The organism is Streptomyces sp. NPDC008313 (assembly GCF_042956125.1).
Classification (GTDB): domain Bacteria; phylum Actinomycetota; class Actinomycetes; order Streptomycetales; family Streptomycetaceae; genus Streptomyces.
The window spans coordinates 27219-47666 of record NZ_JBIBFR010000019.1; the positions used below are offsets into that span (position 1 = coordinate 27219).

Annotated in this window: 17 protein-coding genes; 4 read left to right on the plus strand and 13 right to left on the minus strand. The window is 73.0% G+C overall.

Translation table 11 applies throughout. The annotated features are described in order from the left end of the window. Positions 1-139 precede the first annotated feature (139 nt). The 3 genes from ACFY93_RS24340 to rimP all read right to left on the minus strand — a co-directional run bounded on the left by ACFY93_RS24340 (position 140) and on the right by rimP (position 2057). Complete coding sequence (locus ACFY93_RS24340) at positions 140-418, minus strand: DUF448 domain-containing protein (RefSeq protein WP_391362720.1); 279 nt, start codon at positions 416-418, stop codon at positions 140-142. A gap of 101 nt (positions 419-519) precedes the next feature. Further along, positions 520-1548, minus strand: a complete 1029-nt coding sequence (gene nusA / locus ACFY93_RS24345; protein WP_391362722.1) for a transcription termination factor NusA — start codon at positions 1546-1548, stop codon at positions 520-522. A gap of 2 nt (positions 1549-1550) precedes the next feature. After that, the gene (gene rimP, locus ACFY93_RS24350; protein WP_391362724.1) at positions 1551-2057 is read right to left on the minus strand and encodes a ribosome maturation factor RimP; all 507 of its coding nucleotides are present in this window, start codon (positions 2055-2057) and stop codon (positions 1551-1553) included. 299 nt (positions 2058-2356) lie between these two features. Between rimP and ACFY93_RS24355 the strand changes: the two genes are divergently transcribed. Genes ACFY93_RS24355 through ACFY93_RS24365 form a run of 3 tightly spaced genes read left to right on the plus strand, consistent with a single transcriptional unit; the run spans position 2357 to position 4378 of the window. Next, the gene (locus ACFY93_RS24355; RefSeq protein ID WP_391362725.1) at positions 2357-2914 is read left to right on the plus strand and encodes a hypothetical protein; all 558 of its coding nucleotides are present in this window, start codon (positions 2357-2359) and stop codon (positions 2912-2914) included. Beyond that, positions 2911-3375 carry a DUF4439 domain-containing protein gene (locus ACFY93_RS24360; protein WP_391362727.1) on the plus strand — a complete coding sequence of 155 codons (465 nt, stop codon included), beginning with the start codon at positions 2911-2913 and terminating at the stop codon, positions 3373-3375. Before ACFY93_RS24355 ends, ACFY93_RS24360 begins: the two co-directional genes overlap by 4 nt. 43 nt (positions 3376-3418) lie before the next feature. Further along, on the plus strand, positions 3419-4378 hold the full coding sequence (locus ACFY93_RS24365; protein WP_391362729.1) for an aminoglycoside phosphotransferase family protein: 960 nt from the start codon (positions 3419-3421) through the stop codon (positions 4376-4378). 123 nt (positions 4379-4501) lie between these two features. On the opposite strand, the gene ACFY93_RS24370 is transcribed toward ACFY93_RS24365, so the two are convergent. The 7 genes from ACFY93_RS24370 to ACFY93_RS24400 all read right to left on the minus strand — a co-directional run bounded on the left by ACFY93_RS24370 (position 4502) and on the right by ACFY93_RS24400 (position 14158). Beyond that, on the minus strand, positions 4502-6193 hold the full coding sequence (locus tag ACFY93_RS24370; protein ID WP_391362731.1) for a proline--tRNA ligase: 1692 nt from the start codon (positions 6191-6193) through the stop codon (positions 4502-4504). 124 nt (positions 6194-6317) lie between these two features. Beyond that, positions 6318-6887 (minus strand): GNAT family N-acetyltransferase, encoded by a 570-nt coding sequence (locus ACFY93_RS24375; RefSeq protein ID WP_391362733.1) that lies wholly within the window; start codon positions 6885-6887, stop codon positions 6318-6320. A gap of 33 nt (positions 6888-6920) precedes the next feature. After that, positions 6921-7769 carry a GNAT family N-acetyltransferase gene (locus tag ACFY93_RS24380; RefSeq protein ID WP_391362735.1) on the minus strand — a complete coding sequence of 283 codons (849 nt, stop codon included), beginning with the start codon at positions 7767-7769 and terminating at the stop codon, positions 6921-6923. Positions 7770-8116: 347 nt separating this feature from the next. Next, positions 8117-9274: a flavodoxin-dependent (E)-4-hydroxy-3-methylbut-2-enyl-diphosphate synthase gene (ispG, locus tag ACFY93_RS24385; protein WP_391362737.1), complete on the minus strand. Its 1158-nt coding sequence runs from the start codon at positions 9272-9274 to the stop codon at positions 8117-8119. A 199-nt stretch (positions 9275-9473) separates the two neighbouring features. Beyond that, positions 9474-10778 (minus strand): site-2 protease family protein, encoded by a 1305-nt coding sequence (locus ACFY93_RS24390; RefSeq protein ID WP_391362739.1) that lies wholly within the window; start codon positions 10776-10778, stop codon positions 9474-9476. Continuing rightward, on the minus strand, positions 10775-12043 hold the full coding sequence (gene dxr / locus ACFY93_RS24395; protein WP_391362741.1) for a 1-deoxy-D-xylulose-5-phosphate reductoisomerase: 1269 nt from the start codon (positions 12041-12043) through the stop codon (positions 10775-10777). Before dxr ends, ACFY93_RS24390 begins: the two co-directional genes overlap by 4 nt. 168 nt (positions 12044-12211) lie before the next feature. Next, the gene (locus ACFY93_RS24400) at positions 12212-14158 is read right to left on the minus strand and encodes an acyl-CoA dehydrogenase family protein (RefSeq protein ID WP_391362743.1); all 1947 of its coding nucleotides are present in this window, start codon (positions 14156-14158) and stop codon (positions 12212-12214) included. A gap of 160 nt (positions 14159-14318) precedes the next feature. Between ACFY93_RS24400 and ACFY93_RS24405 the strand changes: the two genes are divergently transcribed. Beyond that, a complete protein-coding gene (locus tag ACFY93_RS24405; protein ID WP_391362745.1) occupies positions 14319-14495 on the plus strand; it encodes a hypothetical protein in 177 nt (58 codons plus the stop codon). 70 nt (positions 14496-14565) lie between these two features. On the opposite strand, the gene ACFY93_RS24410 is transcribed toward ACFY93_RS24405, so the two are convergent. From ACFY93_RS24410 to ACFY93_RS24420, 3 genes are all read right to left on the minus strand, one after another. Further along, positions 14566-16011, minus strand: coding sequence for an aldehyde dehydrogenase family protein (locus ACFY93_RS24410; RefSeq protein ID WP_391362747.1), 1446 nt, complete (start codon positions 16009-16011; stop codon positions 14566-14568). Positions 16012-16234: 223 nt separating this feature from the next. Beyond that, positions 16235-17911: a PucR family transcriptional regulator ligand-binding domain-containing protein gene (locus ACFY93_RS24415; RefSeq protein WP_391362749.1), complete on the minus strand. Its 1677-nt coding sequence runs from the start codon at positions 17909-17911 to the stop codon at positions 16235-16237. A gap of 208 nt (positions 17912-18119) precedes the next feature. Continuing rightward, complete coding sequence (locus tag ACFY93_RS24420) at positions 18120-20312, minus strand: ATP-binding protein (protein ID WP_391362751.1); 2193 nt, start codon at positions 20310-20312, stop codon at positions 18120-18122. Positions 20313-20448: the final 136 nt, after the last annotated feature.

Sequence of the window (20448 nt, forward strand, 5' to 3'; positions counted from 1 at the left end):
TTTTAGGTCCGGGTCTGCGTCCGGACCGTCGCTACTTCATGGGCGTACTCATCGCGTGCTCATCGAGTGCTCATCGCAATCTCGACCTACTTCCAACTCGCGGGGTACCAGGGCCGCACGGGGTTCCGTGCGACACGTTTTACTGTGTTGCCTGCTCGACGTGGTGGCGCAGCGCCAGGGTGTCGAGCGGTCCCGGGACGCGCAGCGCCCTCGGGAGTGCCCGGCGGCGGACCGCCAGGTCGAGACAGGCCAGGGCGGGGTGCAGATACGCACCCCGGCCGGGCAGCGTACCGCGAGGATCGGGGGCACACTCGCCCCCGACCGCCACGATGCGCAGCAGATCGGGCTTGGCCGCTCGCTCCCGGCACCCCACACAGGTGCGTTCAGGGCAGGCGCGGGCTCGCGTCCGGCCAGACACCGTTAAGTCTACCTCCCCGCACCGACCTCACCCCTGCGGGGCAAAAATCGAACAGTGCTGCGCGTGAAACTGTCGTGATCTCAGCGTCGGGCGGCCTGGATTTATTCCCGGGCCTGGTCGGCGCCCTGATCGCCGGGCCGCTGGGAGCCCTGGGGCTGCTCCGTGTCGGGCCGGATGTCGATCCGCCATCCGGTGAGGCGGGCGGCCAGACGGGCGTTCTGCCCTTCCTTGCCGATCGCCAGGGACAGCTGGTAGTCGGGGACGGTCACGCGGGCCGAGCGGGCCGCGAGATCGACGACCTCGACCTTGGAGACGCGGGCCGGGGACAGCGCGTTCGCCACCATGTCCGCCGGGTCGTCCGACCAGTCGACGATGTCGATCTTCTCACCGTTCAGCTCGGCCATGACGTTGCGCACACGGCCGCCCATGGGACCGATGCAGGCGCCCTTGGCGTTCAGGCCCGATCGGGTGGACCTGACGGCGATCTTCGTCCGGTGACCGGCCTCACGGGCGATCGCGGCGATCTCGACGGAGCCGTCGGCGATCTCCGGGACCTCCAGCGCGAAGAGCTTCTTCACGAGGTTGGGGTGCGTGCGCGAGAGGGTCACGGAGGGGCCGCGGACGCCCTTCGCCACCCGCACGACGTACGAGCGCAGGCGCATGCCGTGCTGGTACGACTCGCCGGGGACCTGCTCCTGCACGGGCAGGATCGCCTCCAGCTTGCCGATGTCCACGAGCACGTTCTTCGGGTCGCGGCCCTGCTGGACGACACCGGTGACGATGTCGCCCTCACGGCCCGCGTACTCGCCGAGCGTGGCGTCGTCCTCGGCGTCGCGCAGGCGCTGCAGGATGACCTGCTTGGCGGTGGTGGCGGCGATCCGGCCGAACCCGGACGGGGTGTCGTCGAACTCGCGTGCCTCCTGCCCCTCCTCCAGGTCCTCCGGGTCCTCCTTCGCCCACACGGTCACGTGGCCGCTCTCGCGGTTCAGCTCCACGCGCGCGTGGCGACGGCTTCCGTCGGTGCGGTGGTAGGCGATGAGGAGGGCCGACTCGATCGCCTCGACCAGCAGGTCGAAGGAGATCTCCTTCTCCCGTACCAAGCCCCGCAGGGCGCTCATGTCGATGTCCACGGCTACGCCTCCTCCTCGTTCTTGTTCTTCCGGTTGAACTCGACCTGGACGCGCGCCTTGGCGACGTCCGCGAAGGCGAGCCTTCTGGCGGTGGGCCTGCGCCCCTTCACGCCGGGAACTTCCACGTCGATGCCGTCCTCGTCCACCCGGAGGATCCGGGCGACGAGTTCGCCGGCCCCCGCGGCCTCGGTCAGCTGGAACTTCACCAGCCGCTCGGTGGCGCGGACGTAGTGACGGTGTTCGGTGAGGGCGCGCTCGGCGCCCGGGGTCCCGACCTCGAGGGTGTACTCGCCCTCGCCCATCGCGTCGCTCTCGTCGAGCTTCGCCGAGAGCGCGCGGCTCACATCGGCGATCCGGTCCAGGTCGGCTCCGTCGTCGGAGTCGACGACGACGCGCAGCACACGCTTTCGCCCCACCGAGTCGACGGCGATCTCCTCGAGATCGAGTCCCTGAGAGCCGACGAGCGGTTCCAGCAGTTGTCGCAGCCTCTCGCTCTGGGTGGTGCTCATCCGGGTGACTCCTCGGCCGCGTGTGCTGTTGTGGTTGGTCGTGTGTCAGGTCAAAGGGTATCCGGTCCCGGAGGGTGTTGCCGTCCACCTCGGCTCGTCCCGGCGGTGCGCGGGGACGCGATGCCGGGCCGTGTCCCGCGTGGGCGAGGCGCAGCGGGACCGCGTATCCGCGCGCGGGCGGGCGGAGCGCGGGGAGAGCCGCTGTCGGACGCGGAGGCGGGGCGCGGGTACCTTGATCAAGGGCGCGCCGCCCTCCTGGCCGCTCTCCTGTTCGTACGAGCCCTCCGAGGACGTCTGCCGTGCCGTTCACCCCGCCGCCGCGCGACCCCTCGGGGCCGCGCCGGAGATCTCTCCTCTTCGCGTCCGCCGCGGGCACCCTGGTGCTCGCGGGCTGTTCCGGGTCCGGCTCGTCGGACGGCACGGCCGCGAAGGGCCCGTCGGCCGCCGACCGCGCGCGCACGCGCGCCGCCCGCGACAGCGAGACGCTCGCGGCGCACTACGCCGCGGTGATCGGGGTGCACCCGAAGCTCGCGGAGCGTCTGGGGCCGCTGCGCGCGGAGGTCCTGCGTCACGCGGAGGCGTTCGGCGCCGGGAAGGACGCGCCGGCCTCCGCCTCACCGGCGACTCCGTCGGCGAGGAAGGCGTCCGGATCCGCTTCCCCCTCCCCGGCGGCCACGGCCACCGTGCCGGCCGACGAGCGGGACGCGCTGGCCGGCCTCGCCTCGGCGGAACGTTCCCTGGCGGACGGGCGGGCCAAGGCGCTGCTGGATGTGCCGGGCGAACTGGCCCGGCTGCTGGCCTCGGTCGCGGCGGCCGGGGCGGCGCACGCGTATCTGCTGACGGAGGGCGACAAGTGAGCGAGGAACGAGCGGGCGAACTGCGGGCCCTGCAGGCCGCGCTGGGCGCGGAGCACGCCGCCGTCTACGGGTACGGGGTCGTCGGCGGCAGGATCGGCGAGAAGCGGCGGGACGAGGCGCGGGCGGCGTACGACGCGCACCGCGCCCGGCGGGACGAACTCACCCGCGCGGTACGGGACCTCGGGGGCGAGCCGCAGGCCGCGTCGGCGGCGTACGCCCTGCCTTTCGCCGTCCCGGACCCGGCGGCGGCCCTGCGGCTCGCGGCCGAGCTGGAGGAGCGGGTGGCGGGGGTCTACTCCGACCTGGTGCGGGCCGCGCGCGGGGACCGCCGGCGCGGGGCGGCGGACGCCCTGCGGGAAGCGGCGGTGCGGGCGGTGCGGTGGCGGGGCGGCAGCGTAGCCTTCCCTGGTCTCGCCGAGCGGCCGGCCACCGCCACCGCGTCGGCGGCACCGCGGACGTGACGCGTACGCGGACGAAGGCGACGTCGGAGAGGACAACGCGCGCATGGCTTTCGAACCGCCGCCCAGGCTCGTACGGGCACTCGGTGAGGCGCGGCGGGGCGTGACGGGGGCGTCCGGTGGGCCCGGCTCACCGGACCCGGCGGGCGCTGCGCACTCGGCGGACGCCACGGATGGCTGGCTGGACGCGTTGCCGCGATTGCTCCAGGAAGCCGTCGAGCAGCGGGAGTTGACCGTCGAACGGGTCCAGGCCCCCGGCGGGCGCAGCAGCCTGGTCGTCCTGGTGCGGCGGATCGACGGGACGCCCGCGGTGCTGAAGCTCGCGCCGCCCCGGGCCCGGCCCGAGAGCGAGCGGGCCGCACTGGCCCACTGGGACGGACGGGGCGCGGTACGGCTCCTCGACCCGGGCGACACCCATGGCGTACTGCTGCTGGAGCGGCTGCACCCCGAGATGTCCGTGCGGTCGCTGCCGGAGCCGAAGGCGCTGCTGGAAGCGGCGGGGACGCTGCGCCGGCTGTGGGTGGAGCCGCCGGCCGGGCACGTCTTCGAGACGGTCGCGGAGCGGACCGGCCGCCAGGCCGAGGCCATGCGGGCGGAATCCGACGCGGTCGTCGGCCCGCTGGTGGACGCGGCGCTGGCGGCCCGCGACGAGCTGCTCGACCAGGCTCCGGAGGCGCGGCTGCTGCACGGCACGTTCCGGCAGAGCAAGGTGCTGGCCGGGGAGCGGATGCCGTGGCTGGCCGTGGGCCCCGACCCGGTGATCGGCGAGTGCGCGTTCGACCTGGCCCGGCTGGTGCGCGACCGGGTGGAGGACCTGATCGCCTCCCCGTCGGGCGCCTCGATCACCCGCCGCCGGGTGAAGCGTCTCGCGGAGTCCCTGGAGGTGGACCAGGAACGGCTGCGCGGCTGGACCCTCTTCCGCGCGGTCGAGTCGGGCGTACGGGCCCGCCGTGTGGGCCGCGCCCAGGACGCGGAACTGCTGCTGGAGTTCGCGGGCTGGCTGTAGGGGTCCCGGCCCGCTGCATCCACGGGCTCCACAGAGGGCCGCCCCCATGCCGGCTCCCGTGCTGCGGCATGGGAACGGGCCCCGTTCTCCTCGGTGGGAGAACGGGGCCCGCGGCCGTTCGTGTCAGGCCGAGAGACGGGCGATCGCCTCGGCGACCGTCAGCTCCTCGCGCTCACCGGTGCGGCGGTCCTTCAGCTCCAGGACGCCCTCGGCCGAGCGGCGGCCCGCGACCAGGATCTTCGGCACGCCGATGAGCTCGGCGTCCGTGAACTTCACGCCCGGGGAGACCCCGGCCCGGTCGTCGACCAGGACGCGGACGCCCGCCGCGCCCAGCTGCTCGGAGACGTCGAGGGCCAGCTCGGTCTGCAGGGCCTTGCCCGCGGCGACGACGTGGACGTCGGCCGGGGCGATCTCCTTGGGCCAGCACAGGCCCTGGTCGTCGGCCGACTGCTCGGCCAGCGCCGCGACGGCACGCGAGACGCCGATGCCGTACGAGCCCATGGTCACGCGGACCGGCTTGCCCTGCTGGCCCAGGACGTCGAGCTGGAAGGTGTCCGCGTACTTGCGGCCCAGCTGGAAGATGTGACCGATCTCGATCGCACGGTCGAGCTTGAGGCCGGTGCCGCAGGCGGGGCAGGGGTCGCCCTCCTCGACCACGACGACGTCGAGGTAGTCGTCGACCTGGAAGTCACGGCCCGCGACGACGTTCTTCGCGTGCGTGTCGGGCTTGTTGGCGCCGGTGATCCACGCCGTGCCGGGGGCGACGCGCGGGTCGGCGATGTAGCGGACCTTCTCCAGGCCCTGCGGGCCCACGTAGCCCCGTACGAGGTCGTCGCGGCCCTCGAAGTCCTCGGCCGTCACCAGTTCGACGACGGCGGGGGCGAGGTGCTCGCCCAGCTTGCCGAGGTCGACCTCGCGGTCGCCCGGGACGCCGACGGCGACGATCTCGCCGTCGACCTTGACCAGCAGGTTCTTCAGGGTCGCCGAGGCCGGCACACCCAGGTGCTCGGCGAGTGTCTCGATGGTCGGCGTGTCGGGGGTGTCCAGCTCCTCGACGGGGCCGTGCTCCTCGGAGACGGGCGTGAGCGCGAAGGTCACGGCCTCCGTGTTCGCCGCGTAGTCGCAGGCCGGGCAGTCCACGAAGGTGTCCTCGCCGGCTGCGGCGGGCGCGAGGAACTCCTCGGAGGCCGAGCCGCCCATCGCGCCCGAGACCGCCGACACGATGCGGTAGTCGAGGCCGAGGCGGGCGAAGATCTTCTGGTAGGCGGCGCGGTGCAGCGCGTACGACTCGGCCAGGCCCTCGTCCGTGGTGTCGAAGGAGTACGAGTCCTTCATCTGGAACTCACGGCCGCGCAGCACGCCGGAGCGCGGACGGGCCTCGTCGCGGTACTTCGTCTGGATCTGGTAGAGCATGACCGGAAGGTCCTTGTACGACGCCACCTGGTCCTTCACCACGAGGGTGAAGATCTCCTCGTGGGTCGGGCCGAGCAGGTACTCGCCGCCCTTGCGGTCCTTGAGCCGGAACAGCAGGTCGCCGTACTCCTCCCAGCGCGCGGAGGCCTCGTACGGCTCCTTGGGCAGCAGGGCGGGGAGCAGGACCTCCTGGGCGCCGATCGCGTCCATCTCCTCGCGGACCACGCGCGAGACGTTGTCGAGGACCTTCTTGCCGAGCGGCAGCCAGCTCCAGATGCCCGCGGAGTTGCGGCGCACGTAGCCGGCGCGGACGAGCAGTTTGTGGCTGAGCGTCTCGGCGTCCGCCGGGTCGTCACGCAGTGTCTTGACCATCAAACGGGACATGCGCTGGACCTGGGCCATGATTCTCGACTCCTGCTGCGTAAGGGTGATGCCTAGGAGGTTAGCCGGGCGGGACGGGGCGGTGGAAATCCATTCCTTGCCGCGCCCTCGGCCGGGAGCATCCCGCCGTCGCGGCGCGGCCGGGTCATCGTCGCCGCAGCGGCAGCGGCGCCCCCATCACGGCGTACGGCTTCGGGGCGCTGGGGAACAGGACCCGGCGTGCCAGGTCCTGGTAGCCGAGCGAGCGGTAGAGGCCGCGCGCAGGGCTCCGCGTGTCGATGGCGGAGAGGATCGAGCGGGGCTGTGCGGCCCCGTCGGTGATGCCGGTGATCAGGGAGCGTCCGATGCCGCGGTTCTGGTAGTGCGGGTGGACGTGCAGCTCGGTGATCACGAAGGAGTCGTCGAGCCAGCCTTCGTGGCCCTGGGCGCGCAGGTAGGGCTCGACGACGGTGGACCACCAGTGGGACCGGTCGTTGGGCATCCCGTAGACGAAGCCGACCAGCCGTCCGTCGGGGGTGGTGGCGCCGAGGGCGCGGGCGCCGGGCTGGGTGAGGTGCCGCAGCACGATCTGCCGCCGTACGGCGACCTCGTCGGCGCCGAGCCCGAAGGCCACGGCCTGCACGGCGAGCGCCTCGTCGACGCGCGCGGCGAGATCCAGTGGGCCGATGACCACGTCGTCGGGGTTACTGGGGCCCTGACCCGGGAAGCGCAGCATGCCGGGGAGACTACCCGGCGGGAGGCGGTGTGATCAGAACAGGACGCTCATGAAGGCGCCGACCTCTTCGAAGCCCACCCGCCGGTACGTGGCCCGGGCTGCGGTGTTGAAGTCGTTGACGTAGAGACTGGCGACCGGTGCGACGTCCGCGAGCGCGTAGCGCAGGACGGCGGCCATCGCGGGGGCGGCGAGTCCCTGGCCCCGGTGTTCGGGGGCGACCCAGACGCCCTGGATCTGGCAGGCCCGCCGGGTCGCGGCGCCGATCTCCGCCTTGAAGACGACCCGGCCGTCCTGGTCGAGGCGGGCGAAGGAACGGCCCGAGCCGACCAGTTCGGCGACCCGGGCCTGATAAAGCAGTCCGCCGTCGCCGGCCAGCGGGGAGACGCCGACCTCCTCGGTGAACATGGCCACGCACGCCGGCATGATCGTCTCCATCTCGTCCTTGCGGATGCGGCGGACGTACGAATCGGGGGCTATGCCCTCCGGGAGACGGTCGGCGACCATCAGGGGCTGGTGGGCGCGGACCTCGCGGGCACGGCCCCAGTTCGGCTCCAGCAGCCGCCACAGCTGGGCGGTGGGTTCCGCGGGGCCGACGATCGAGGAGCAGCGGCGCCCGGCGCGACGGGCGCGGTCGGCGAAGGCGCGCACGGCGCGCGGGGTGGCGCAGATCGGCACCAGGTTCGCGCCGGCGTAGCAGAGGGACGTCAGCATGCCGTCCTCGTACCAGCCCCACATCTCGCCGCCGAGGCGCCAGGGGTCGAGTCCGGCGACCTGGACCCGGGATGCCACGAAGGCGTTCGCGATCGGGTCACGGTCGAGGACGGCGAGCGCGGCGTCCAGGTCGCTCGGTTCGAGGACCCGGGTGGTGGTCTGCGTCAACACGAGGGGCCTCACCGTACGGGCTGCTGGTCTCCGCACTGTACCTGGCGGAGTTGTGGGGCGCGGCTCGGTGAGGGCGTTCCTGGTGAGGGGGCGGGGTCGCGCCGGGGGCGGGCCGGGGTTCCGTCTCCGGTGCGGGACGGCTTCGGCGCGGGGCGGCTCACGCCGTGCCCCGCCTCGGGGCGGGGCCGGTGCCGGAGGGGGCGGGGCAGGGGCGGGTGCCGAGCCTGTTTTCGCCCCCTCCGCCCCTTCCCGTCCCGTTCCCAGGGGCTCCGCCCCCGGACCCCCGGTCGCCCTCACGGGCTCGTCCTCAAACGCCGGACGGGCTGGAGACCCGCACGGAGCCGGTCTCAGCCTGCTACCGATACCTCGGGTTCGCCGGAGGCGGTGCCGTTCTTCTCCATCTCGGCGGCGATCTTCATGGCCTCCTCGATGAGGGTCTCCACGATCTTCGACTCGGGCACCGTCTTGATGACCTCGCCCTTCACGAAGATCTGGCCCTTGCCGTTGCCCGAGGCGACGCCCAGGTCGGCCTCACGCGCCTCCCCCGGCCCGTTCACCACACAGCCCATCACCGCCACCCGCAGCGGCACCTCCATGCCCTCGAGACCGGCCGTGACCTCCTCGGCCAGCTTGTAGACGTCCACCTGCGCACGCCCGCACGACGGACACGACACGATCTCCAGGCCACGCTGCCTCAGGTTCAGCGACTCCAGGATCTGGATGCCGACCTTGACCTCCTCCGCCGGGGGCGCCGACAGCGACACGCGGATGGTGTCCCCGATGCCCTCGCTCAGCAGCGCCCCGAAAGCCACCGCCGACTTGATCGTCCCCTGGAACGCCGGACCCGCCTCCGTCACACCCAGATGCAACGGATAGTCACACGCCGCCGCCAACTGCCGGTACGCGTTCACCATGACCACCGGATCGTTGTGCTTCACCGAGATCTTGATGTCCCGGAAGTCGTGCTCCTCGAACAGCGACGCCTCCCACAACGCCGACTCGACCAGCGCCTCCGGCGTCGCCTTCCCGTACTTCTGCAAAAGCCGCTTGTCCAGCGAACCCGCGTTGACCCCGATCCGGATCGGCGTCCCCGTGTCCTTCGCCGCCCGCGCGATCTCCTTCACCTGATCGTCGAACTGCTTGATGTTGCCCGGATTCACCCGCACCGCCGCACACCCCGCGTCGATCGCCGCGAACACGTACTTCGGCTGGAAGTGAATGTCCGCGATCACCGGGATCTGCGACTTCCGCGCGATCGTCGCCAACGCGTCCGCGTCGTCCTGCGTCGGACACGCCACCCGCACGATCTGGCACCCCGACGCCGTCAGCTCCGCGATCTGCTGCAACGTCGCACCGATGTCCGACGTACGCGTCGTCGTCATCGACTGCACCGACACGGGTGCGTCTCCACCCACGGCCACGGTCCCGACCTGGATCTGCCGGCTCTTGCGGCGTTCGGCGAGCTTGGTCGGGACGGACGGCATGCCGAGAGAAATCGCAGTCATCTGCTGTGCAACCCCAAGTGATGTATCAAGGTCCCGGAACAGCGGGCTCCAGGAGCCGAGATTACGTCACCGCCCTGGGCCCGGGCACATCCCGCTGCTCACACCGCACGACGGGTCGCGGCCGGGCACGAAGCGTGCCCGGCCGCGGGGAGCGTCCTGGGGACCGCCGGGCGGAACGCGCCGGACGGGTCCCTGACGGTCAGGAGATCTTCACCGGGTTGACGACGTCGGCGAGCAGCACGAGCACCGTGAAGCAGAGGAAGATCCCGGCCACCACGTAGGCGACGGGCATGAGCTTCGCGACGTCGAAGGGGCCCGGGTCGGGCCTGCGGAGCACCTTGGCCGTGTTGCGGCGCAGCGCCTCCCAGAGCGCGCCCGCGATGTGCCCGCCGTCGAGCGGGAGGAGCGGGAGCATGTTGAACAGGAACAGGGAGAGGTTGAAGCCGGCGACGAGGAGCAGCATCATCGCGATCTGCTGGGACGGCGGGATGTCGAGGGTGAAGACCTCGCCGCCGACGCGGGCCGCGCCGACCACGCCCATCGGGGAGTCCGCCTCGCGCGGGCCGTCGCCGAAGACCGCGTCCCACAGGCCGGGGATCTTGCCGGGAAGGGCGACGAGCGACTCGACGCCGTTCTGCATCATGTCGCCCATGCGGTCGACGGAGTCCCCGAAGGACTGCTGGACGATGCCGGAGGCGGGCGTGAAGCCGAGGAAGCCGGCCTGCACGTACTTCCCCTCGACATAGCCTCCGTGGCCGTCGGTCTTGCTGACCTGGTTGCTGATCAGGTGGGCGTCGAGGTCGATCCGCTCGCCCTTGCGCTCGACGGTGATCGTGACGTCGTTGCCGGGGTTGTCGCGGATGTCGGACTGGAGGGCGGACCAGTCGGTGACGGCCTTGCCGTCGAAGGCGACGATCTTGTCCCCGGCCTTGAGGCCGGCGGCCTTGGCGGGCGCCGCCTCGTCGCCCTTGGCGCACTTCGTGCGGTTCTCGCTCTGCTGGATGACGCAGTCGGAGACCTTGCCGACGGTGGTCGTCTGGGTGTTGATGCCGAAGGTCATCATCACGCCGAAGAAGATCGCCACGGCGAGGATCAGGTTCATGAAGGGGCCGGCGAACATGACGATGACGCGCTTCCACGGCTTGCGCGTGTAGAAGAGACGGGTCTCGTCGCCGGGCTTGAGCTCCTCGAACGCCGCCGACCTGGCGTCCTCTATCATCCCGCGGAACGGCGAGGTCGAGCGTGCCTCGATCCTGCCGTCCGGTCCGGGCGGGAACATGCCGATCATGCGGATGTAGCCGCCCAGGGGGACCGCCTTCACCCCGTACTCGGTCTCGCCCTTCCTGCGCGACCAGATGGTGGGGCCGAAGCCGACCATGTACTGGGGCACGCGGATGCCGAAGAGCTTGGCCGTCGACAGATGCCCCAGCTCGTGCCAGGCGATCGAGACCAGCAGGCCGACCGCGAAGACGACTATGCCGAGGATCATCATCAGGGTCGTCATGCACGGGCCTCCGCGGTCTGCGCCGTCTGCTTCGTCTGTTCGGTCAGTTCACGGGCCCGGGCGCGCGCCCAGGTCTCCGCTTCGAGGACGTCCGCGACGGTCAGGGAAGTTCCCGTACGGGGGGTGCCGTGTTCCTCGACCACTCTCGTGACGGTGTCCATGATGCCGTTGAACGGCAGGGCGCCGCTCAGGAACGCGTCCACGCACTCCTCGTTCGCGGCATTGAACACCGCCGGGGCCGTGCCCGCGAGTCCGCCGACGTGCCGGGCGAGTCCGACCGACGGGAACGCCTCGGTGTCGAGGGGGAAGAACTCCCAGCTCGACGCCTTGGTCCAGTCGAAGGCGGGGGCCGCGTCGGGGACGCGCTCGGGCCAGCCGAGGCCGATGGCGATGGGTCCGCCCATGTCGGGGGGCGTCGCCTGCGCGAGCGTGGATCCGTCGGTGAACTCGACCATCGAGTGGACGTACGACTGCGGGTGGACGACCACCTCGATGCGGTCGAAGGGGATGTCGTAGAGGAGGTGTGCCTCGATGACCTCGAGGCCCTTGTTGACGAGGGTCGCGGAGTTGACGGTGATGACCGGTCCCATGGCCCAGGTGGGGTGGGCCAGGGCGTCCGCGGGGGTGACGTCCGCAAGGTCCGCCCTGGTGCGCCCCCGGAAGGGGCCGCCGGACGCGGTGACGACGAGTTTGCGCACGTCGGCGCGGGTGCCGGCGGCCAGGGCCTGGAAGAGGGCGGCGTGCTCGGAGTCGACGGGGATGATCTGGCCCGGCTTGGCCAGCGCCTTGACCAGCGGGCCGCCGACGATGAGCGACTCCTTGTTGGCGAGCGCGAGGGTGCGGCCCGCCTCGAGTGCGGCGAGGGTGGGGGCCAGGCCGATGGATCCGGTGATGCCGTTCAGCACGGTGTGGCAGTCGGAGGCGGCGAGCAGGGACGCGGCCTGCGGGCCGGCGAGGATCTCGGGAAGCGGCTCACCGGTGCCGTACCGCGCGGCCAGGGCCTCGCGCAGGTCCGGTACGACGTCCTCGCGGGCGACGGCGACCGTCCTCACGCGCAGCCGGCGGGCCTGCTCGGCGAGCAGGCCGACGCGTCCGCCCGCGGCGGAGAGCCCGGTCACCCGGAACCGGTCGGGGTTGCGCAGCACGAGGTCGATGGCCTGGGTGCCGATCGATCCGGTGGAGCCGAGGATCACCACGTCCCGGACTCCGTCGACGGGGTCGAAGACGAGATGCGGGTCGGCGAGGGGGGCTGGACTGTCGCTCATCCCCCCATTCTTGCCGCATCGCCGCCCGCGCAGGGCAGGGTGTCCCGGCATTCCCCCGTTTCGGCGCGGTTCGTGGCGCGCGTCGGCCCGCTTCCCCTCGCGCCCGTCCCCGGACCGGGGACGGGCGCGAGCGGGTGCGGGTACGGGTCAGCGGATGGAGGGCGCGGGTCAGCGGATGGGGCGGCGGACGTTCTCGCGCCGGGACGGCCCGGGGGTCGCGTCGGCGATCCAGGGTCCGTCGCCGGACGGGTCGATGACGCCCTCCTCCAGCCACGTGTACGTACCGGACAGGACGCCCTTGACGACCTTGCGGTCGAGGTCGTCGGTGTTGGTCCACAGCCGGCCGAACAGTTCGTCGACGCGGACGCGGGACTGCTGGCAGAAGGCGTCGGCGAGCTGGTACGCCTCGCGGCCGTGCTCGCCGGTGGTCCGCAGGTGCTCGGCGCGGACGCAGGCGGCGCTCATCGCGAAGAGCTCCGCGCCGATGTCCACGATCCGGCCGAGGAAGCCCTGCTTGGTCTCCATGCGGCCCTGCCAGCGGGACATCGCGTAGAAGGTGGAGCGGGCGAGCTTGCGGGCGCCGCGCTCCACGAAGCGCAGATGGACGGAGAGGTCCTGGTGGCCCGCCGGATGGAACTCCGCGTACGAGCGGGGCAGCTGGCCCGCTCCCGCGACCAGTTTCGGCAGCCACTTGGCGTAGAAGACGCCGGCGTTGGCGCCCGCCCTCGCCTTGTCGGAGAGGGACTTCTCGGGGTCGATCAGGTCGCCCGCGACGGAGAGGTGGGCGTCGACGGCCTCGCGGGCGATCAGCAGGTGCATGATCTCCGTGGAGCCCTCGAAGATGCGGTTGATGCGCAGGTCGCGGAGCATCTGCTCGGCGGGGACCGCGCGTTCGCCGCGGGCGGCCAGCGACTCGGCCGTCTCGAAGCCGCGGCCGCCGCGGATCTGGACCAGCTCGTCGGCCATCAGCCAGCCCATCTCGGAGCCGTACAGCTTGGCGAGGGCGGCCTCGATGCGGATGTCGTTGCGGTCCTCGTCGGCCATCTGCGAGGACAGGTCGACGACGGCCTCCAGGGCGAACGTGGTCGCCGCGATGAAGGAGATCTTGGAGCCGACCGCCTCGTGGAAGGCCACCGGCTTGCCCCACTGCTCGCGTGCCGCCGACCACTCGCGGGCGATCTTCAGGCACCACTTGCCCGAGCCGACGCACATCGCGGGCAGCGAGAGGCGGCCGGTGTTCAGGGTGGTGAGGGCGATCTTCAGTCCGGCGCCCTCGGGGCCGATGCGGTTCGCGGCGGGGACGCGGACCTGGTGGAAGCGCGTCACGCCGTTCTCCAGGCCGCGCAGGCCCATGAAGGCGTTGCGGTTCTCGACCGTGATGCCCTCGGAGCCCGCCTCGACGACGAACGCCGTGATGCCGCCCTTGTGCCCCTCGGACTTCGGCACCCGGGCCATGACGACGAGGAGGTCGGCGACGACTCCGTTGGTCGTCCAGAGCTTCACCCCGTCCAGGACGTAGGAGTCGCCGTCGGGCACGGCCGTGGTGGCCAGGCGGGCCGGGTCGGAGCCGACGTCGGGCTCGGTCAGCAGGAACGCGGAGATGTCGGTGCGGGCGCAGCGCGGCAGGAAGGCGTCCTTCTGCTCCTGGGTGCCGAAGATCTTCAGCGGCTGCGGTACGCCGATCGACTGGTGCGCGGAGAGCAGGGCGCCGACCGCCGGGTTCGCGGAGCCGGCCAGGGCGAGCGCCTTGTTGTAGTACACCTGGGTCAGCCCCAGGCCGCCGTACTTGGTGTCGATCTTCATGCCGAGCGCGCCGAGTTCCTTGAGGCCGTCGATCACCTCGTCGGGGATGCGGGCCTCGCGCTCGATCCGGGCGGAGTCGATCCGCGTCTCGGCGAAGTCGCGGAGCTTGGCGAGGAACTCCTCGCCGCGCTGGACGTGTTCGGCGGGGGGCATGGGGTGGGGGTGGATGAGGTCCAGCCGGAAGCGGCCGAGGAACAGCTCCTTGGCGAAACTGGGCTTGCGCCAGTCCTGCTCGCGCGCGGCCTCCGCTACCTGACGGGCCTCACGTTCGGTGACAGTGGGCTGGTGGGGTGTTGCGGACAAGAGGCTCACCTCGCCGCGAATAGGGATCTTGGTCCCGGTACGTTACCGACCGGTGCTACTCGATCGTTGGTACCCGATTCCGGGCGCTGCTACCAGTCTTCGCGCAGCGTTCGGCCGATCCCCGTCCCCTTACGGGTCTGTCGGGCCCGTGTTCGTCCGGGGGCGCGGGATGCCGGGCCGCCGGGGCCGGGGCGCGATCCTGGCGGTGCTGCGGCTGAGCGCGACGCCGGGACCGTACGACTACGCCACCGTCACCGCGCGGACGGCCGGCGTCGCGGGGGTGCGGGACCTGCGCCTGGGACTGCGCGGCCCGCTGCGGCTCGCGCACGTCGGCTTCTCCGGCTGAGGGTCCGGGGCTGCCGACGCGAAGGGGCCCGGAGCCGATGGCTCCGGGCCCCTCCGCACGGGCGGGACGGTCAGAGCGCGAGACCCGTCAGGACCATGACCCGCTCGTACGTGTAGTCGTCCATCGCGAACCGGACGCCCTCACGGCCGACGCCGGACTGCTTGACGCCGCCGTACGGCATCTGGTCGGCGCGGTAGGACGGGACGTCGCCGACGACGACACCGCCGACCTCCAGCGCCCGGTGGGCACGGAAGGCCGCCTGGAGGTCGTGCGTGAACACACCGGCCTGCAGGCCGTACTTGGAGTCGTTGACGGCGGCGAACGCCTCCGCCTCGCCGTCCACCTTCTGCACGGTCAGGACCGGCCCGAAGACCTCCTCGCAGGAGAGCGTCACGTCCGCCGGGACGTCGGCGAGCACGGTCGGCGCGTACGAGGCGCCGTCCCGCTTGCCGCCCGTGAGCAGCGTGGCGCCCGCGGCGACCGCCTCCTCGACCCACGACTCCACGCGCTTGGCGGCGTCCTCGCTGACCAGCGGGCCGACATCGGTGGCGTCGTCGGACGGGTCGCCGGTGACCTGCGCCTCGACGGCGGCGACGATGCGCGGCAGCAGCCGCTCGTACACGGAGGCGTCCGCGATCACGCGCTGGACGGAGATGCAGGACTGGCCGCCCTGGTAGTTGGAGAACGTGGCGATGCGGCCGGCCGCCCGGTCCAGGTCCTCGTCGCTCGCGAAGTCGGCGAGGACCACGGCCGCGCCGTTCCCGCCCAGCTCCAGCGTGCAGTGCTTGCGCGGCACCGAGTCCATGATCGCGTAACCGACCTGCTCGGAACCGGTGAAGGAGATCACGGGCAGCCGCTCGTCCTGGACGAGGGCGGGCATCCGGTCGTTCGCCACGGGCAGGATGCTCCACGACCCGGCCGGCAGTTCGGTCTCCGCGAGCATCTCGCCGATGACCACACCCGACAGCGGGGTGGCGGGGGCGGGCTTCAGGATGATCGGCACACCGGCCGCGATCGCCGGGGCGATCTTGTGGGCACAGAGGTTCAGCGGGAAGTTGAACGGCGCGATCCCGAGGACGACGCCCTTCGGGAAACGGCGGGTGAAGGCGAGCCGCCCCTGGCCGCCGGCGTCGGTGTCGAGACGCTGGGCCTCGCCGCCGTTGAACCGCCGGGCCTCCTCGGCCGCGAACCGGAACACGGACACCGCGCGGCCGACCTCGCCGCGGGCCCACTTGAGGGGCTTGCCGTTCTCGGCGGAGATCAGCCGCGCGAGCTCCTCGGTGCGCTCCGCCAGCCGCTTGCTGACGTGGTCGAGGGCGGCTGCCCGTACGTGGGCGGGCGTCGCGGCGAACTCGTCGCGGACGGCGTACGCGGCGGCGACGGCCTCCTCGACCTGCTCCTCGGTCGGCACGCTCGCCCTGCCGACGAGCCGCCCGTCCCACGGGGAGGTGACGTCGAGCGTGGTCTCACCGGTGGCCTGGCGGCCGGCGAGCCAGAAGGCGTGGGTGGAAGTCATAGCGAGTCCCGGCCCTTCCGAGGTTGAGGTTCTGGTCGGTTCTTCCCGACCACGGTAGGGCCGGGACGGCGGACGGTCGTTTGTCCGGGGTGTCGCAGTCGGGGGGACGGGTACGCCGGTTTGGCCGGGTGGGCGGGGGTGCGGGGCCTCCCCTTCCGGTCCCGAACGCGGGGATCCGCTCCGGACCCGGCTCCTTGAGCGCCGGAGGGGCTGGACCAGGCGCTCACACGCCGGAAGGGCTGGTCGCCGTCGCCTTCAGGGCCAGCCAGAGTTCCATCCGGACGTCGGGGTCGTCCAGGGAGCGGCCCAGGATCTCCTCGACCCTGCGCATCCGGTACCGCAGCGTGTGGCGGTGGACGCCCAGGTCGGCGGCGGCCGCGTCCCACTGGCCGTGCCGGGAGAGCCAGGCCCGCAGCGAGGCGACGAGGTCGCCGCGCCCCGTGGCGTCGTGCTCGCGCAGCGCCCGCAGCAGGCCGTCCGCGAAGGCACGCACCGCGTCGTCCGCGAGCAGGGGCAGCACCGAGCCCGCCGCCAGCTCCTCGTGCTCGACGAGGGTGCGGCCGCGCCGCCGCGCCACCGACAGCGCCTGCTCCGCCTGCTTGTAGGCGGCGGCAGCGGCGATGGGTCCCGCGGGCGCCGAGAGGCCGACGACCAGCTCGTCCTCCTCACCGGCCGCGGCGCCCCGGGCCGCGCCCCGCGCCGCCTCCAGAGCCGCCGCGTGCTCCCCGCAGGCGGCGACCGCCGCTCCGCCGTCCACGGCGAGCACCACGAGCCGTTCCCCGTCGGGCACGACGAGCACGGACTCCCCGGAGCGGGCCGCGGCCGACTCGACGACCTCGGCGAGGACGTCGAGCGGGTCCCCCGCCGCCTCTGCGGGCGCGGGGGCGGCCGCCGGGGGCTTGGCGGCGGCGGCCACGCGCGCGTGGCCGTCGGCATGGGCCCGGCCCGCCGAGGCGGACGCCGACTCGGCGACGATCATCCGGTACGGGGCGTCGAGCAGCGCGCCGTACAGATGCCCGGCGACGGCCCTGGCGTGGTCGGGTTCGCCCGCGAGCAGCATCCGCAGGACGGCCCCGCCGATCCGCTGCTCGGCCGCGTGCAGGGACCGGGAGCGCTCGGTGGTGAGGGTGAGCAGGGCGATCGCCGAGTGCACGGCGTACCGCTCGGCGGTCCCCGGTGCGGCGGCCGTCCCCACCGCGAGCGCGGCGCGGGCCCTGCGCCCGGTCCCGAGGGAGTGCAGCTCGACCCGGTCCTCGCCCTCGGGCCCGCCGACGACGGAGCTCGCCGGAGCGGGCCGCTCGCGCAGCCGCTCGACGTCGGCGGTGAGCCGGGCGGCCCTGCGGCCCGCCCAGTCGGGCGCGGTGGCGACGACGGCTCCGGACGCGTCGTAGAGAGCGGCCCAGCCGTCGACCTGCCCGGCGAGCGCGGCGAGCAGTCCTTCGGGACCGGAGTTGAGGGCCTGCTTGGTCAGTTCGCGCTGCGCGGCGAATCCCGCGGTCACGGCCCGGTACTGGTCGGCGGCGAGGGCGGCGGAGACCGCCTTGCTGATGGCGAGGAAGGGGGTGCGCCTGGGTACTTCGAGGAGCGGGAGCCCCGCCCCGGCGGCGGCGTCGAGGAGGGCCTTCGGGATCTCCTCGTAGTGCACGCCGACGGCGAAACCGAGGCCGACGACGCCCGCTCCGACCAGCCGCTTCACATAGCGGCGCATCGCCTTGGGGTCCCCCGCGTCCAGCTTCAGGGCGGTGATGAGCAGCAGCTCCCCGCCCTCCATGTAGGGCACGGGGTCGGCGAGTTCGCTGGCGTGCACCCAGCGGACGGCCGCGTCCAGGTGCTCCTCGCCCGCGCGCACGGCCAGCTTGAGCGTGGAGTGGTGGACGAGCGAGGCGAGCGTGGGAGGCATGGGACCTTCAGGCCTTCGGGCGGACTTCGGCGGTCACGGAGCGGTCGGCGTTCGGTGATCGTTCCGGCGGTCGCAGGCGGTGTGATCCTCCGGCGCCGAGGGGGTAGATCTTTTGGCCGTCGCGTATGAACGGCCCCTGTCGATTCTGCCTCACTGTACGGTCGCCGCGCGCCGCGAAGCCCGGATCGCCCCGCCGCCGGGGAGCGCCTCAGCCGCGGAGGTCCACCAGCAGCGGAGGCGCGTGCTCGCCGCTCACGCTGGTGAGGGAGAGGACCGCGTGCCCCGGCGGCACGGCGTGCGCCAGCTCGGACGCCGACCACCGCTCCCGCTCGACCTGCCGCACGGTCACGGCGCGCGCGGTGGGCGCGTTGCCGGTGATCACCCGGCGCAGCATGTGCACGGCCTTGCCCGCCGGGGTCTCCGCGATGATCTGCCGGTCGGTGACGTCCCGTGCCTCGGTCCACTCCTTGCCCCAGACCTCCGCGAAGTCCTGCCCGTCCCAGGGCGTGAGCCCGGACAGCGCCATCCGGCAGCCGATGGCGCCGAGCAGCGGACTGCGCAGCGCCCGGGGGACGTCGTCGAGGGTGCGCAGGGTGAGGACGGTCCCCGCGTTGGCGGACCGCAGCCGCTGGATGCCGCGCACGGCCTCGGGGGTGACGACACCGGTCGCGTCGTCGAGGACGAGGGCGGCGAACAGCGAGCGGTCCTCGCGGACGGCGACGTTCGCGGTGAACTGGGCGAGCACCAGCCGGGCGAGGATCCGTGAGGCGTCGGCGTGGCCGCGCTCGGGCAGGTCGATCCGGACCCGTACGGGGTGGTCGAGGGCCCGCAGCGAGAAGGGCCGGGACTGCCCCGAGGTGTCGAAGAACCCGGCGAAGGCGGGCCGGTCGAGCAGCGCGACCCGGTCGGCGAGCACTCCGCCGAGGTCCGCGGGGTGGGCCAGCTGCCGCTCCCGCGCGTCCAGTTCGCGCAGCAGCGACTCCTGTCCGGTGTCCTGGAGCCCCTGGCGCAGCGCCCCGAGCGGTCCGGGGGCGCCGTCGAGGAGCTGCCGCAGCTCGGGCACGGAGGGGAAGCGGCCGTGGACGGCGTGGTACGGGCCGAGCAGCTGGGCGAGCACAGTGGTCGAGCGGCGGCTGTCGCCGCCGGGGTGCGGGTCGGCGAGGTCGCCGACGAGGGCCTCGGCGAGCACGGCCGCCGCCTCGTCGGGGTCCGTGGTGCCGCCGTACAGGTCGAGGTCGTACACGGACTCGGGGTTGCCGATCCGTACGACGACGTCGTAGGCGTCGGCCGAGCCGACCCCGGCGCCGGCGGCGCCCACCACGACGACGGCGGCGCGCCCGGCGAGCGCGTGCAGGCACAGGGACTCGGCCAGCGGCCGGACGACGGCGCCGGTCTTGCCGGACCCGGCGGGGCCGACGGCGAGCAGTGAGGTGCCGAGCAGGTCGGGGCCGAGGGCGAGGCCGGTGCCGCGGTAGGCGTACGGGTTGCGGGCGTCGTCGGCGGTGGTGCCGAGCCGTACCTGTCCGGTGACCAGGTCGTGCCGGGCGAGCCGGCCGGGCAGGTCGCGGTGTCCGGAGGGGTGCGGGCAGGCGGCGGAGCCGTCCTCGAGAACCGCGCCGGTGAAGGTGGCGAGGCTGTGCCGGCCGCTGCGCACGCCCTGCCAGGCGCGGAGGATGCGGGCGTGGTCGACGTCGCGCATGAGGCCCTGGTGCGCCTCGGTGGAGAGCCGGTCCGCGGCCTCGGCGGCACCGGCGGCGCGCAGCGGGTTCCACAGGGCGGGGTCGTCCTCGGGGGCGGGTGGGCGCTCGTCGGCGGGCGCGGCGCGGCGCCAGGCGGGCAGTCCGTACCTCCGCCAGATCTCGTTCCAGCGGCCGAGCCGTCCCACTCCGATCATGATGGCGAGCGCGATGGCCGTGTAGTAGGCGTAGACGACGATCACCGCGCCGAAGCTGTGGGGCTGCGCCCAGGAGTCCGGGATCATCGCGTAGAGGGGCAGCAGCCACCAGCCGCCGAGGTAGCCGTTCCACAGCAGCGACCAGATCAGCCAGCCGACGAGGAACGCGATCAGCGCCCCGCTGACGAGCTGGCGGGCGGGGATGACCTCCGGTTCCTCGGCGGGGCGGGGCCGGTGCCCGAACCGCCAGACGCCGGGTGCCGCGTCGGGGCGCGGAGTCCGCACCCAGGTGAGGAACGCCGACCCGTCCGGCAGCGGCGGCATCCCCGGGGCCCGCGCGGGCCTGGGCGGCGTCGCGGGCGGCTGCGAAGTGTTCGGCGGCGGGGCCGCCGTGTGCGTCTCCCACGAGCCCGCCGGGGGTCCGGCGGGCATCCGAGGCGGGCCCGCCGGGCGCGGCACGGGATGGGGATGCGTACCCCGTGCGTCCTGCGTGCCGTCGCTGTCCATCGCCCCTGCCCCCTGACCAGCCGCTCCGTCCACCGTCAGCGAGCCAATCTAGTGCCCCGGCGGGTGGAGTCCACCGTGTACGCGCCCGGACCCGCGCCGGTGCGGAGATCTTCGGCCGCCACCGTTCTATGTCCAC

Excerpts from the sequence above, each read along its gene's own strand:
- rimP (WP_391362724.1), bottom strand. The coding sequence starts at position 2,057 with ATGAGCACCACCCAGAGCGAGAGGCTGCGACAACTGCTGGAACCGCTC.
- ACFY93_RS24365 (WP_391362729.1), top strand. The coding sequence starts at position 3,419 with ATGGCTTTCGAACCGCCGCCCAGGCTCGTACGGGCACTCGGTGAGGCG.
- ACFY93_RS24370 (WP_391362731.1), bottom strand. The coding sequence starts at position 6,193 with ATGGCCCAGGTCCAGCGCATGTCCCGTTTGATGGTCAAGACACTGCGT.
- ACFY93_RS24375 (WP_391362733.1), bottom strand. The coding sequence starts at position 6,887 with ATGCTGCGCTTCCCGGGTCAGGGCCCCAGTAACCCCGACGACGTGGTC.
- ispG (WP_391362737.1), bottom strand. The coding sequence starts at position 9,274 with ATGACTGCGATTTCTCTCGGCATGCCGTCCGTCCCGACCAAGCTCGCC.
- ACFY93_RS24390 (WP_391362739.1), bottom strand. The coding sequence starts at position 10,778 with ATGACGACCCTGATGATGATCCTCGGCATAGTCGTCTTCGCGGTCGGC.
- dxr (WP_391362741.1), bottom strand. The coding sequence starts at position 12,043 with ATGAGCGACAGTCCAGCCCCCCTCGCCGACCCGCATCTCGTCTTCGAC.
- ACFY93_RS24405 (WP_391362745.1), top strand. The coding sequence starts at position 14,319 with ATGCCGGGCCGCCGGGGCCGGGGCGCGATCCTGGCGGTGCTGCGGCTG.
- ACFY93_RS24410 (WP_391362747.1), bottom strand. The coding sequence starts at position 16,011 with ATGACTTCCACCCACGCCTTCTGGCTCGCCGGCCGCCAGGCCACCGGT.
- ACFY93_RS24415 (WP_391362749.1), bottom strand. The coding sequence starts at position 17,911 with ATGCCTCCCACGCTCGCCTCGCTCGTCCACCACTCCACGCTCAAGCTG.
- ACFY93_RS24420 (WP_391362751.1), bottom strand. The coding sequence starts at position 20,312 with ATGGACAGCGACGGCACGCAGGACGCACGGGGTACGCATCCCCATCCC.